Origin of the sequence: Kineosporia succinea (assembly GCF_030811555.1) — a bacterium.
Taxonomy (GTDB): domain Bacteria; phylum Actinomycetota; class Actinomycetes; order Actinomycetales; family Kineosporiaceae; genus Kineosporia; species Kineosporia succinea.
The window spans coordinates 5,466,461-5,479,621 of the sequence record NZ_JAUSQZ010000001.1 but is presented as its reverse complement, the minus strand read 5'-3'; the positions used below and the strand labels follow the sequence as shown (position 1 = coordinate 5,479,621).

Genomic DNA, 13,161 nt, shown 5'->3' with positions numbered 1-13,161 from the left:
CATGGCCCCGCACTCTTTCGCCCTCACGATGCCCAGCGACATCCGCTTCGGCGCCGGCCGCCGGGCCGAAGCGGTCGACGTGACCGCACGGATCGCCGGTGGGGGCACCGTCCTGCTGGTCACGGGCTCGTCCGACCGGCACGCCGGCCCCCTGCGCCAGGGGCTCGAGGACGCCGGGGTCACCGTGGTCACGGCCCGTGCCGTGGGTGAGCCCACGGTCGAGGCGATCACGGACGTGGTCCGCACCGCCCGGGGCGCCCGGGCTCGCGTCGTGCTCGGGGTGGGCGGCGGATCCGTGCTCGACACCGCCAAGGCCGCCGCCGCCCTCGTCGACAACGGCGACCCCCTCGACCACCTGGAGGTCGTCGGGAAGGGCCGCGCGCTCCAGAACCCGGTCCTGCCCTGGATCGCCGTCCCCACCACCGCCGGCACCGGCTCCGAGGTCACCAGGAACGCCGTCCTCACCGCCGGCCGGGTCAAGGTCAGCCTCCGCAGCCCCCACCTGCTCGCCCGCGTCGCCATCGTCGACCCCGACCTGCTCCAGGGCCTCCCGCGCACCCCTCTCGTCCACGGCGCCCTCGACGCCCTCGTCCAGCTCGTCGAGCCCCTCATCTCCTGCCGCGCGAACCCCGTCACCGACGCCCTCGCCCGACAAGGCCTCGCCGCATCCCTCAAAGCCCTTCCCGGAGCCGACACCACCCAGGCCGAGACCCGCGAGAACCTGGCCCTGGCGAGCCTGCTCGGCGGCATCTGCCTGGCCAACTCCGGTCTGGGCGCGGTGCACGGCCTGGCCGGCGTCGCGGGCGGCATGCTCGGCGCCCCACACGGCGCCCTCTGCGCCGCCTTCCTGCCCGCTGTGCTCGAGGCCGACCTCAAGGCCCTCCGGCGCGACCCGAACCCGCAGGCCCAGCAGCGGCTCGACGCCCTCGGCCCCCTCGTCACCGGCGACCCCACCGCCACGGCCACCGAGGCGATCCAGGCCCTCACCACCTTGACCCGGACCCTCCGGATCCCCCGTCTCGCCGATCTCGGGCTGACCGACGGGCACGTCGACGAGCTCGTTCAGGGCGCCCTCGCCGCATCCTCCACCCAGGCCAACCCCCTGCCCCTCACCGAGACGGAGATGAGGGACGCGGTGCTCGCCTCCCGCTGAACCTCCCCGAAGAGGGCCGGTCGACGGTGGTCAGGACACGTGAAAGAGACCGGTGGGGGACGACGTGGACGCACGTCGTCCCCTCACCGGGTCACCACGATCTGCCCGAGCTCCTGCGTGCACCGCGTCAGCGCGACGTAGAGCCCGTTCCAGCCGCGGGGTTCCGCACTGATGCCGTCCGGGTCCACGACCAGGGTCGCGTCCCACTCCAGGCCCTTGGCCTCGGCCGCCGTCATCACCGGGATCCCGGGCAGGGCGGCCGGCAACACCCCCATGAGGGACGCGGGGGCGACGACTCCCACGGTCCCGCCGGCCCAGCGCTCGGTGAGCCGGGCGACGGAACGGGCCGCGACCTCCGCCACGTCGTCCGGAGACGTGGCGAGGCTCCACGGCGGAACCCCCGACGAGCGAACCGCTTTCGGTGGGCGGTTGGAGCTGCCCGCCTTCTCCAGCACCGGCCCGGTCAGTTCCATCACCTCGCTCGGCGTGCGGTAGCAGATCGAGAGCTCGGCCGGGCGCCACCGTTCGCCCAGCGCCGCCCCGACCGCACCGGCCCAGGTGGTGTGCCGGTGCGAGGCCTCGGCCTGGTCGATGTCCCCGACCGCCGTGACCGAGCGGGCCGGGCAGCGCCGTAAGACCATCTGCCACTGCATCTCCGAGAGTTCCTGGGCCTCGTCGACCACCACGTGCCCGTACACCCACTCCCGCGAGCGCCGCGCCCGGTCGGCCACCGACTCCCCCTCCGGGTCGTCCGGGGTGACCGGACCGAGGCGGTCGGCCACCGCGTCCAGCAGCGGTATGTCGGACGCCGCAAGCGATCCCGGCAGATCCGTCACCCGGGCGATCTCGTCGTCCGGCAGAACCGTCGACAGCAGCGCCCGGTCACGCAGCAGCCGCCCCAGAACGTCACGGGCGGAAAGATCCGGCCACCACGCCGTCAGGAACCCCGAAACCGTCGCGCTGGCGAAGATCTCGTCGCGCAGCTCGGCGATCTCCCCGTCCGAGAGCTGCCCGTCCACCTCGGCGCCACTCACCGCCGGGCTGGGCCCGCCGTCGTCCCAGCCGGGCCTGAACGTGGCCAGGATGTCCTCGAAGCCCTCCTCCACCTCGGTGAGCATCGCCTCACGCCGCTCGACCACCGCGTCCACCATGATCTGCCGGAACTGCACCGAGAAGACGCGCCTGGCCTCGTGATACGGACGCCCGGCCACGGCCGTGAGCATCTGCGCGACCTTGGCCGCGGAGACCGGGAACTCCTCGCCCTCCCAGCGTGGCCTCAGCTCGCGCGGTTCCGGAACCAGTGACGCGACGAGGCCCTCGATCAGGGACTGCCAGACCACGCGTCCCTTGATCTCGGAAACCTCACGGCTCTCGGGCCTTTCGACCACGACGCCCGGGAGCAGCGTGTCACAGGTCGCCGAGACCACGGCGGTCTCGCCCAGCGCGGGCAGCACCTGCTCGATGTACTCGAGGAACCGCGCCGAGGGCCCGAGCACCAGCACGCCCTGCTCGGCCAGCTGCGGGTAGGTGAAGAGCAGGTACGCGACGCGGTGCAGCGCGACGACCGTCTTGCCGGTGCCCGGACCGCCCTGCACGATCAGCGCACCCGAGGCGTCGGCGCGGATGATGTCGTCCTGCTCACGCTGCAGGGTCGAGATCGCCGTGCCCATGCGTCCCGTGCGCCGCTGCCCCAGAGCCGCGAGCAGAGCGCCCTCCCCCACCAGACCGGAGTCCGAGGAGCCATCCAGGGGCTCGTCCGACACGTCCGTCACCGTGGCACCCTGCGTGCGGATGTGCCGTCGCCGGGCCTGCCCCTGCGGGCTCAGCGGCGTGGCCGTGTAGAACGGGCGCGCGGCGTCGGCCCGCCAGTCGAGCACGAGCGGTTCGGCGTCGTCGTCCGCCTGCCGCAACCCGACACGCCCGATGTGCCGCACCGTGCCGTCGAGAGCGTCCAGCCGCCCGAACACCAGGCCGTCCCGCGCGCGGCGCAGCTCGGTGCGACGCCGCCGCAGCACCTGGGCGCGCGCCTGGCCGTCACGATCGGCCGGGGCGGCGGCGATCTCGGTGTCCAGGTCGACGAGGATCTCGCCCCGGCGGGCCACGGCCCGGTCGAGGAACGTCTGCTCGACGGCGGTCTGGTGGGCGACCTCAGGCACGGCGTCATCCTCGAACGAGACGATCCGCAGACTCCGATCGGCCCGCGGCGGAGACAGAATAGCCGCGGGCCGAGCAGAAAACGCCTGTCGAGAGAGAAGTCTCAAGGGGTTGCCGTCGTGGGTGAGAGCGTGTCCTCTCAGCGGATGCTGCTCCCGGTGAGCACCGCGTCCGTCCCCCAGCACTGGCTCAGGCCCATCGCCACGCAGAGCCGGTGCAGGGCCTGCGAGTGCAGCTCCACCACCCGGGCGCCGCCGTTCACCGGATCCTCGAACTGCCCCAGAACGTAGGGGTACTCGGGCGAACCCTGGGCCTTGACGTGACGCAGCACGGCGCGCGGCCCGAGCGTCCCGGCCGAGGGGGTGCGGGTCTCGAAGAGAGGGATCGAGAAGGCCGAGGGCGGGATGGCGGGCAGGCCGTCCAGGCCGAGTGCGGCGGCGGTGACCGGTGCGTGCGTGCCCAGGCGGCTCTCGATCACGAGGACCTGGTCGAGTTCGACGGTGTGCGTCGTGGCTGCGGGCTGGTGACGGTGCGTCATGGTGATTCCCTCCGGTGCCGGGGAGTCCCGTACCCGTACCCCGTTGTGCGGTCGGTGCCTCGTCTCCTGGGACTCACGTGCGGAGACGACTCCGATCATGCGCCGCTGCGGTGATCCTGCCCTCGTCGTTGAACCGCACGGTGTTGCGGGTTTGCCGCACACCTCGTCATACGCTGGCCGGATGGAGTCCGAGAACACGTGGCGCATCGTCCTGGCCGACGACCACTCCATGGTGCGCACCGGGCTGCGGGCCCTGCTCGAGGCCGATCCGCGCTGCCTGGTGGTGGGTGAGTGCGGGGATCTGGCCAAGGTCGCCGGCACGGTGCTGGACACCCACCCCGACCTGGTCGTGCTCGACATCGCGCTGGGCCGCCAGAACGGGCTGGACGCGGTGCCCACCCTGCTCGCCCTGCCCGGGGAGCCGCGCATCCTGGTACTGACGATGCACGACGATCCCGGCTTCGCCCGCGAGGCGCTGGGCCGGGGTGCGCACGGCTACCTGCTGAAAGACGCGGCGGCGGCCGAGCTGATCCGGGCGATCGAGATCGTGATGGCCGGTGACGTGTACCTGCAGCCGCAGCTCGGGGCGCAGCTGATGCGGCACACGCCGGAACCGGCGGACGGGCTGAGCGAACGGGAGCGGGAGGTGCTGCGGTTGCTGGCGCGCGGGCACACGAATGCGGAGATCGCGCACGAGCTGTTCATCAGTCTGCGCACGGTCGAGGCGCACCGGGCGGCGTTGCGGGCGAGGCTGGGGGCGCACCACCGGTCGGAACTGGTGGACGCGGCCCGCAGGTTCGGTCTGCTGGACCAGCGGTGAACCCCTTCTCCCCGGTGCGGGCACCCGGCGGCCGGCCCCTGCTGGCCTGTGCCCTGGTGGGTGTCGCGCTCGCCGTGACCAGCATCGGCATGGAACTCACCGACGCCGAACCCCACCTCGTGATGTGGGTCGGGGTGGGCGCCGGGGCCCTGTTCCTGGCCGCGCTGCCCCTGGCCCGCGGTGTCGGCGACGACGCCCTGACGCTGCGCGCAGGCCTCCTGATCGGGGCCGGCGCGGGGGCGGTGCTGGCGGTGATCGGCCTGTGGCGGGCGACGGGCCGCGACCAGCCGGTGGTGCTCCTGCTCCTGGTGCCGTCTCTGCTGCTGCTGATCACGGCGGCGCTGGCGGTGCGGGAAGCGCGTCTCGCCGCCCACGCACGGCGCATGAAGCAGTTGCGGGCCCGGTTGCAGGGGCAGGAGGACGAGCGCCGCCGCTGGGCCCAGGAGCTCCACGACCAGACACTGCAAGACCTGGCGGCCCTGGAACTGTGGCTGGCGAGCCTGTCGCGCACCCACGACCCGGACAGGCTCGCCGCCGGTGTCGAGGACGCCCGTGGCATGGTTCACGAGCAGATCGGTGTGCTGCGGCACCTGATCACGCAGATGCGCCCGCTGGCCCTGGACACGCTCGGCCTGCGGGCGGCGGTGCAGGACCTGGCGCACCGGGCCGAGGGCGAGGTGACGGTGGCCTGCGACGTCGAGCGCCTCCCGGCCGGCCTCCCGCCCGACACCCAGGTCGCGATCTACCGCATCGTGCAGGAGGCCCTGAGCAACGCGGTGCAGCACGCGCACTGTCACCGCATCGCCGTCCGCGCGACGAACGACGGCTCCCAGCTCGTGGTCACGGTGCGGGACGACGGCCGGGGCCTGCCCGACCCCGCCTCCGGCGACGCCCCGAGCACGTCGTTCGGTCGCATCGGCATGCGCGAACGGGCCGAGTCGCTGGGCGCCCACCTCACCTGGAGCACCCCCGAGGGCGGCGGCACGATGGTCACGCTGCGGGTTCCCGAGGCGGCCCGGCCGCACTCGTAGAGGCCCCATGGTGGACGTTCCGGTCGCCGGATCCGTCGGCTCGCCTCCCGGCGGGGGTCGGGTAGCGTCCACCCGGTGGCCGCGGAAGGTGGTCCACGGTCACAGTGGGACGCCGTCGGGTGAAGGAGCAGACGCGGGGATGAGCGACCGGCACCGGACGCATCGACGGCTGGGCGTCGTCCCGGCCGTCCTGCTCCTGGCGGCCTGCGGCAGCGGTGCCTCGGCCCGCGTCGAGGCGGCACCGACCACCACCCCGCCCGCATCGTCGGCGACCACCACCCCGTCGGCGACCACCACGTCCGCAAGACCCACCACGTCCGCAAGACCCACCACGTCCGCAAGACCCACCACGTCCGCAAGACCCACCACGACCTACCCGTGCACCGGCTACCTGGTGATCAGCGCCCGCGGCACCGGGGAACCGCTCAACGGCAACTCGCTGCTGGGCGCCGTCGCCACCCGCATCGCCGCCGGGGAGCCGGGGCGCACGCGGCACGTCGACGTGCCCTATCCCGCCGACGCGACCGGGCTCAGCATCACCCCCGGCGACTCCTACTTCGGTGAGAGCGCCGACGAGGGAGTGCGTCTCATGGTCGATGAGCTGAACGCGGCGGCCCAGGCGTGTCCTGGGCAGAAGTCGGTCGTCTCCGGCTTCTCGCAGGGGGCTCTCGTGGCCGGTGACGTCCTGCTGCCCCCTTCGCGACGCAACGCCGGGCGGGAGGTGGCGGCCCTGAGCGAGCAGGCCTCGCGGAACGTCGTGGCCGTCCTGCTCTACGGCGACCCACGGTTCGTGGGCGGTGAGCCGTACAACGCGGGCAGCTACGACCAGACCCTCGACGGGTTCATGACCCCGCGCTCCGCCGGGGCTCTCGACGCCTACGACGGCCGGGTGCGCGACTACTGCGTGGCGCGCGACTTCGTCTGCCAGCGCGGTGGGCAGTTCGACCCGCACCTCGAGTACTTCAGCAACGGGATGATCGACGACGGCGCGTCTTTCGCCCTCGATCTCATGCGGCAGGGCTCCGCCACCGGGTGACGCGTGACAGCGTGGCCGCGTCGACCCTCCCGAGCGGGCCCGGCACCGCCCGGCGCCGCGCGAAGGCCTCACGGTCGAGCCAGACCTCGGCCTCCGGGTGCAGGGGCAGGATCTCGACGCTGACGCGCCCGGACTCGGCACCCGGGATCGCGTCGAGGTCGATCATCCACGGGGTGCCGTCCCAGAACCGGTCGGCCACGAAGGAGCCGTCGACGCACAGGTGCGCGACGTCACCGGCCCACTCGATCTCGAGCAGGCGGCGCGTTCCGGCGACCGGCACCCCGACATCCCCCAGACGGTGGACCAACGCGTTCCCGGCGAACTGACCGGCATCCGGCCTGGAGGCCCGGCCGTCGAAACTGCCGTATCCGCGCGGCACGTCACCGGCCTCACGCTCCCGAACCACAGAAACCGGTGCGGCCCGGCCGGCCGCCGCCCCGGGCTGCGCCTCGAGCACCTTCCAGGTCCCCGCCTCGAGCACCCTCAGATCCGGCTCGCGGTCGGCCTCCACCGTGACCACTCCGCCGTCCATCCACAGCGGGTGGTCGCACAGCAGCACGCGACCGTCGACGACCCACACCCGGTCGGCATCCCCGGCCGCCAGCACCACGACGGTGGCCGGGCCGTCGAGGTCGACGGTTCCGCCGGTACGCCAGCCGAAGCGGAAATCCCCCGCCGAGGTGCGTAGTTCGACATCGATACCGAACTCGGCCACGAGAACCAGCACCGGGCCCGGCAGCCGGGTGAGCACCGAGGCGGTGGCCGAGTGCACCGTCACCCCGCCGAGATCGAGGCCGAAGGGCCAGATCGCGACGGTGCCGGCCAGGATGTCGACCGGGCCGATCCCGAGTTCCCCCTCGGGCAGGCTCAGGTGAAGACGCACGTCACGGCACGGCGGTAGCGGCACGTGGGGCTGGTGCCAGTTCACGAACACGAACCCGGAGCGGCCGTCGCTGCGGACGGCCCAGCGCAGGGTGGTCGTGTCGTCCAGATCCCGAGGCCGTTGCGGGGGCAGCGTCGAGGGCATGGTGGCCAGGCCGGCCCCGAACGCGGCGAGAAAGGCGTGCTGGCGGCGCAGGGACGCGTGGCTGGCCGCCGGGATCCCGGCGGCACCGATCGGGGCGTGGAAGTCGTAGTCGGTGAACGGCAGGTCGTTCGGGTAGCCGGTGGCGTGCGACTCCTGAACCGGGCCGGACGCCCATGGATTCAGGCCGCCCGCGTACATGTAGTAGCCCTGCCAGACCGAGCCGCTGCCGATCTTGGCGTTGCCCACGGCCGCGACGTCGAGTGCCGAGGGCACGACGCGACGGTGGTAGGTCGTGGCCATACCGCCGCCGAGTTCGCAGGTGGCGGGCGGGAAGTCGTGCGTCCTGGCCGACTGCGCGGCACCGCCCCGGACGTCCGCACCCACTCCCGGGTCGTCCCACTCGTGCGAGAAGAAATAGTGCGCGCGGAAGTTCGGCTCCCAGCCGGCCGAGGCGTCGACCCAGAACCCGTCGCCGTACCCGGCCCACAGCGGGAACACCTCGCGCGGCGGCAGGTCGGCACCGCCCCAGGCCGTGGCCGTCCACAGCGGTGCGCTCATCCCGGCGTCGAGCGCCATCCGCTTCAGCGTGAGCAGGTGACCGGGCTCGGTGTAGAGCTCGTTCTCGAGCTGCAGACCGAGAAGGCCCCCGGCGCCGGAGATCTCCTGACCCAGCCGCTGGAACCAGGGCCGGACCAGGTCGAGGTAGGCCGGGTCGTCGGTGCGGTGCCGCACCGGCTCGGCCTGCACCCAGTCGGGGAACCCGCCGTTGCGCACCTCACCGTGCACCCAGGGGCCGAGGCGCAGCACCACCTCCAGGCCCAGCTCCGAACACAGCCGCACGAACGCCGCCACGTCGAGATCACCGTCGAACCGGGCCTGGCCGCGCTCCGGCTCGTGATGGATCCAGATCACGTAGGCCGACACCACGTCGACGCCGCCCGACCGCATGAGCAGCAGGCGCTCGCGCCATCGGTCGCGCGGCACGCGGGAGTAGTGCAGCTCCCCCGACACCGGGATCCACGGTTCGCCGTCACGGGTCAGGTGCCGGGAGGTGACGGCGACCCGCGCGTCCCCCATCGGCAGCGCCTTCTCGGCCCCCGTCACCGCGGGTACCACCAGCTCAGGCACGCGTCGACCCCCGGACCGAAAGGTGCGTCCCGATGGTCGCTTCCACGGGCCTGCCGCGACGGGACGCCGGAACGCGTTCCTCGTGCTCTCTCATCCGCTTCTCCAGGAGGTCGAGAATGGTCGAGGCGATGTCGGACTTCGACGGGCCGACACTCGTCAGCGAGGGCACCAGATACGGCGCCTCGTCGTTGTCGTCGAATCCCACCACCTGAACCTGCTCCGGCACAAGCAGTCCGAGGTCGGCGAGTCCGCGCAGCACCCCCATCGCGAGGAAGTCGGTCACCGCGATCACCGCGTCGAACTCGTGCTCGGCGGCCAGCTCCTTCACCGCGGAACACCCCGTGGCCGGGTCGATCTCGGGCAGCTGCCGCACCAGTTCCTCGGGCGCCTCGAGCCCGCGGGCCCGGTAGGCCTCCCGCCAGCCACGGGTGCGCAGCGAGGTCATGTGCGCACTGGTGTCGTCGAGCGTGCCGCCGAGCACCGCGATCCGCCGGGCCCCCCGCTCGAGGAGGTGCTCGGTGGCGCGCCGGGCCCCGCCGACGTTGTCGATCGTCACGTGGTCGAACGAGCTCGGCACCGGGCGCTCACCCACGAGTACCACCGGTGTGGTGAAGTTCAGGCGCTCCAGATCGGCCTGCCCGAGCCCGATCACGGTGACGATCACCCCGTCGTACATGCGCAGGTTGGCGTACGACGCGGCGGCCAGCTCCCCCTCCCGGCTCCCGCCCGAACGCTGCAGCACCAGGTGCCGGCCGCGGGCCTCCACCCCGTCGGCGAGCGTGGTGGCCAGCTGCCCGAAGTACGGACGGTCGAGCTCCGGCACCAGCAGACCGATCGCGCCGGTGCGGCCCGCCCGCAGGTTCCGCGCGGTGGGGTTGATCTGGTAGCCGAGCTCGTCGACGAACGCCAGGATGCGCGCCCGGGTCTCCTCGGCCATGCCCGGCCGGCCGTTCAGCGCATTCGACACCGTGGCCGTCGAGACCCCGGCGGCCCGCGCCACCTCGGAGATCGTCACCGCCGCGCCGGGTTTCGACCGCCGTCGCCCGGCCCGCCCAACCGGCTGCGCGTCCTGCCCCTCCTGCTTCACGCCCACCTCGCCCTGCCGCCTCGTCCCGGAACCACCGGCCACGTCTCCACCTCGTCACATCGGTCGGCACGGTCCACTGAACCCCTCGGGCACCGCCCGGGCGCGCCCGCCGGCGCCGGGGGCGCCCCAGCCCGAAGGGTCATGGGACCACCATCGTTCTCTTGACATTGCCCGCGCTGAGGTTAATCGTTTTACACGATCACGAGGACGCGATCGGCGGCGACAGGCCACCCGTTCCCGCCGACGCGCGGGCCCGGACGCCCCACCCCACCCGTCGCACCCGAGCCCGGCCCGCGCCTGCCTTGTTAATCGATTAACGAAGGAGCCACGACCGCTCATGAGCACGGCACCCGCCCGCGTCGTCATCAATCTGGACCTGCCCGGCCCGACGATCAGCCGGCACCTCTACGGGCACTTCGCCGAGCACCTGGGCCGGTGCGTCTACGGCGGCTTCTGGGTGGGCGAGGACTCGCCGCTGCCCCACACCAACGGCATCCGCACCGACGTGGTCGAGGCCCTCAAGGCGCTGCGCATCCCCAACCTGCGCTGGCCCGGCGGGTGTTTCGCCGACGACTACCACTGGCGCGACGGGATCGGACCGCGCGAACAGCGTCCCCGCACGGTCAACTCGCACTGGGGCGACGTGGTCGAGGACAACGCGTTCGGCACCCACGAATTCATGACCCTGTGCGAACTGCTCGGCGCCGACCCGTACGTCAGCGGCAACGTCGGCTCGGGCACCGTGCGCGAGATGTCCGAGTGGATCGAGTACCTGACCCGCGGCGACGACTCCCCGATGGCCACCCTGCGCCGCGCGAACGGCCGCGACGAGCCCTGGAAGGTGCCCTTCTGGGGCCTGGGCAACGAGGCCTGGGGCTGCGGCGGCAACCTGCGCGGCGACGCCTTCGCCGATCTCGCCCGGCAGTACGCCACCTACGTCCGCGACCACGGCGGCAACCGGGTCTACCGGATCGCCGCCGGGGCCAACGCCGACGACTACCACTGGACCGAGTCGCTGATGAAAGCGCTCGGCCAGGTGGAGAAGTCGAGCAACCCGGTGTTCCAGGCCCTGTCGTTCCACTACTACACGATGAGCGGCGACTGGCAGGACAAGGGCGACGCCACCAGCTTCAGCGACGACGAGTACTACCGCACCATCGCCCAGGCCTACCGGGTCGAGGAGATGCTCACCCGGCACTCGACGGTGATGGACCGCCGCGACCCGCACAAGCGCATCGGCCTGGTGCTCGACGAGTGGGGCACCTGGTGGAACGTGGAGGAGGGCACGAACCCCGGTTTCCTGTACCAGCAGAACACCATGCGCGACGCCCTGGTGGCGAGCCTGCACTTCGACGCCTTCCACCGCCACGCCGACCGGCTCGTCATGGCCAACATCGCGCAGACCGTGAACGTGCTGCAGGCGATGATCCTGACCGACCCGGCCACCGGCGCGCTCGTGCTCACACCGACCTACCACGTGTTCGAGATGAACACCGGCCACCACGACGCGGCCTCGCTGGAGGCGCACGTGATCGACGACCGGCGCTTCGAGGACGTCCCGCTCCTGTCCGCCTCGGCGTCCACCACCGGGGAGAGCGCGCTGATCAGCCTGTCCAACCTGGACGCCGGTCAGGCCCGGCCGGTGGTGCTCGACCTGCGGGGCCAGGACGTCAGCGGGTACGGCGCGCGCATCCTGACATCCGGCAGCCTGCACGACCACAACGACCCGTCCCGGCCGAACACCGTCCGCCCCCGACCCCACGAAGGTGTCAGCCGGCACGAGAAGGGCCTGATCGTCGACCTTCCCGCCCACTCCTACGTGACCGTCTCCCTCGAGCTCTGACCGTGCGTCCCCTGCCAGGAGGTTTCAACGATGAAGCTGACCACAAGGATCACCGTGCTGGCCACCACCACCGCCATGCTGCTCGGGACCGCCGCCTGCGGCGGGAACGACGCCGGCTCGGACAGCCCGGTGACACTGAGCTTCACCTGGTGGGGTGGTGACGAGAGGGCCGAGAAGTACCAGCAGGCGGTCGAGCTGTTCCAGGAGGCCAACCCCGACATCAAGGTCAAGACCTCGTTCACCGACTTCCCGAACTACTGGACGGCCCGCTCCACCGAGGCGGCCGGGCGCGCCCTGCCCGACGTCATGCAGATGGACCTCTCCTACCTGCGCGAGTACGCCGAGAACGGGCACCTGGCCGACCTGAACGGGCAAGTCGACACCGCCGGGTTCGACGAGAACCAGCTCAGGGCGGGCACGGTCGACGACCAGCTGCTCGGGATCTCGGCCGGCACCAACACCTTCGCCCTGTACCTGAACCCGGACGCGCTCGAGAAGGCCGGTGTGGAGCCGCTTCCCGAGAACTACACCTGGGAGCAGTACAACCAGTTCATCCTCGACGTGCAGGCCGCGGGCGTGAAGACGAAGGACGGGCAGCCGATCGTCGGCAGCGGCGACTACCGCGGCGTGCTCTGGCTCTTCATCCAGTGGCTCGTGCAGCAGGGCGTGAACCCGTACACCGACGACGGCAAGATCGCGTTCACCCAGGACCACATCCGGCAGTGGCTGGCCGTGGGCGACGCCCCGAACAACGCCAAGGCCTTCGCCTCGGCCTCCCGCACCACCCAGCTCAAGCCGAAGAGCCCGTTCCTGGTCGGCGAGCAGGCCAGCGAGCTCAACTGGGACAACTTCGTGGCGGGCTACCTGGTCGACCTGAAAGACGTCGAGCTGCAGCCCATCCCGGCCGGGGCGAACGGCACCGCGCAGTTCTGGAAGCCCGCCATGCTGCTGTCGGTCTCGAACAACTCCGAGCACAAGGAGGCCGCGGCCAAGCTCACCGACTTCCTGGTCACCGATCCGGCGGTCGGGAAGATCTTCGGCAACTCGCGCGGTGTGCCCAGCAACGAGGCCCAGCGCCAGGCCGTGGAGTCCGAGGAGGGCAGCGCCGACGAGCTGACCACGGCCTACGAGAAGGCCGTGGCGGCCCAGGTCACGGCCGAGACGCCCCTGCCGATCCGGGGTTTCGGCAGTCTTGAGGCGACCTGGCTGCGCCTGGGTGAGGACCTGGCCTACGGCAAGATCAGCAACGACGAGTTCGTGGAGCAGTTCTGGGCCGAGGCGCAGCAGGCGACGCTGTGACGGTGCTCGACAAGGCGCCACCGGTGACCGGGACTCCCCAGCCTC

At 72.1% G+C, this 13,161-nt stretch carries 10 protein-coding genes; 6 read left to right on the top strand and 4 right to left on the bottom strand.

What is annotated here, in order from left to right:
* Position 1 precedes the first annotated feature (1 nt).
* Positions 2–1,153 carry an iron-containing alcohol dehydrogenase gene (locus J2S57_RS23775; RefSeq protein WP_307246757.1) on the top strand — a complete coding sequence of 384 codons (1,152 nt, stop codon included), beginning with the start codon at positions 2–4 and terminating at the stop codon, positions 1,151–1,153.
* Positions 1,154–1,236: 83 nt separating this feature from the next.
* On the opposite strand, the gene J2S57_RS23770 is transcribed toward J2S57_RS23775, so the two are convergent.
* Together J2S57_RS23770 and J2S57_RS23765 are read right to left on the bottom strand one after the other, a co-directional pair.
* On the bottom strand, positions 1,237–3,309 hold the full coding sequence (locus J2S57_RS23770; protein WP_307246754.1) for a HelD family protein: 2,073 nt from the start codon (positions 3,307–3,309) through the stop codon (positions 1,237–1,239).
* A gap of 137 nt (positions 3,310–3,446) precedes the next feature.
* The gene (locus J2S57_RS23765) at positions 3,447–3,845 is read right to left on the bottom strand and encodes a hypothetical protein (protein WP_307246752.1); all 399 of its coding nucleotides are present in this window, start codon (positions 3,843–3,845) and stop codon (positions 3,447–3,449) included.
* A gap of 181 nt (positions 3,846–4,026) precedes the next feature.
* On the opposite strand from J2S57_RS23765, the gene J2S57_RS23760 reads away from it, so the two are divergent.
* The 3 genes from J2S57_RS23760 to J2S57_RS23750 all read left to right on the top strand — a co-directional run bounded on the left by J2S57_RS23760 (position 4,027) and on the right by J2S57_RS23750 (position 6,732).
* Positions 4,027–4,665, top strand: a complete 639-nt coding sequence (locus J2S57_RS23760; RefSeq protein WP_307246750.1) for a response regulator — start codon at positions 4,027–4,029, stop codon at positions 4,663–4,665.
* On the top strand, positions 4,662–5,696 hold the full coding sequence (locus J2S57_RS23755; protein WP_307246749.1) for a sensor histidine kinase: 1,035 nt from the start codon (positions 4,662–4,664) through the stop codon (positions 5,694–5,696). The genes J2S57_RS23760 and J2S57_RS23755 overlap by 4 nt, the downstream gene beginning before the upstream one ends.
* A 139-nt stretch (positions 5,697–5,835) precedes the next feature.
* On the top strand, positions 5,836–6,732 hold the full coding sequence (locus tag J2S57_RS23750) for a cutinase family protein (RefSeq protein ID WP_307246746.1): 897 nt from the start codon (positions 5,836–5,838) through the stop codon (positions 6,730–6,732).
* On the opposite strand, the gene J2S57_RS23745 is transcribed toward J2S57_RS23750, so the two are convergent.
* Both J2S57_RS23745 and J2S57_RS23740 read right to left on the bottom strand, forming a co-directional pair.
* On the bottom strand, positions 6,704–8,887 hold the full coding sequence (locus J2S57_RS23745; protein ID WP_307246743.1) for a beta-galactosidase: 2,184 nt from the start codon (positions 8,885–8,887) through the stop codon (positions 6,704–6,706). The genes J2S57_RS23750 and J2S57_RS23745 overlap by 29 nt on opposite strands.
* Positions 8,880–10,016: a LacI family DNA-binding transcriptional regulator gene (locus tag J2S57_RS23740; RefSeq protein ID WP_307246741.1), complete on the bottom strand. Its 1,137-nt coding sequence runs from the start codon at positions 10,014–10,016 to the stop codon at positions 8,880–8,882. The genes J2S57_RS23745 and J2S57_RS23740 overlap by 8 nt, the downstream gene beginning before the upstream one ends.
* Before the next feature lie 295 nt (positions 10,017–10,311).
* Between J2S57_RS23740 and J2S57_RS23735 the strand changes: the two genes are divergently transcribed.
* Together J2S57_RS23735 and J2S57_RS23730 are read left to right on the top strand one after the other, a co-directional pair.
* Entirely contained in the window at positions 10,312–11,817 is a 1,506-nt protein-coding gene (locus J2S57_RS23735) for an alpha-N-arabinofuranosidase (RefSeq protein ID WP_307246739.1), read from the top strand.
* 30 nt (positions 11,818–11,847) lie between these two features.
* Positions 11,848–13,116 carry an ABC transporter substrate-binding protein gene (locus J2S57_RS23730; protein WP_307246737.1) on the top strand — a complete coding sequence of 423 codons (1,269 nt, stop codon included), beginning with the start codon at positions 11,848–11,850 and terminating at the stop codon, positions 13,114–13,116.
* Positions 13,117–13,161 lie beyond the last annotated feature (45 nt).

Coding starts and splice junctions, on each gene's coding strand:
- J2S57_RS23775 (WP_307246757.1), top strand. CDS start 2: ATGGCCCCGCACTCTTTCGCCCTCACGATGCCCAGCGACATCCGCTTC.
- J2S57_RS23765 (WP_307246752.1), bottom strand. CDS start 3,845: ATGACGCACCGTCACCAGCCCGCAGCCACGACGCACACCGTCGAACTC.
- J2S57_RS23750 (WP_307246746.1), top strand. CDS start 5,836: ATGAGCGACCGGCACCGGACGCATCGACGGCTGGGCGTCGTCCCGGCC.
- J2S57_RS23760 (WP_307246750.1), top strand. CDS start 4,027: ATGGAGTCCGAGAACACGTGGCGCATCGTCCTGGCCGACGACCACTCC.
- J2S57_RS23735 (WP_307246739.1), top strand. CDS start 10,312: ATGAGCACGGCACCCGCCCGCGTCGTCATCAATCTGGACCTGCCCGGC.
- J2S57_RS23730 (WP_307246737.1), top strand. CDS start 11,848: ATGAAGCTGACCACAAGGATCACCGTGCTGGCCACCACCACCGCCATG.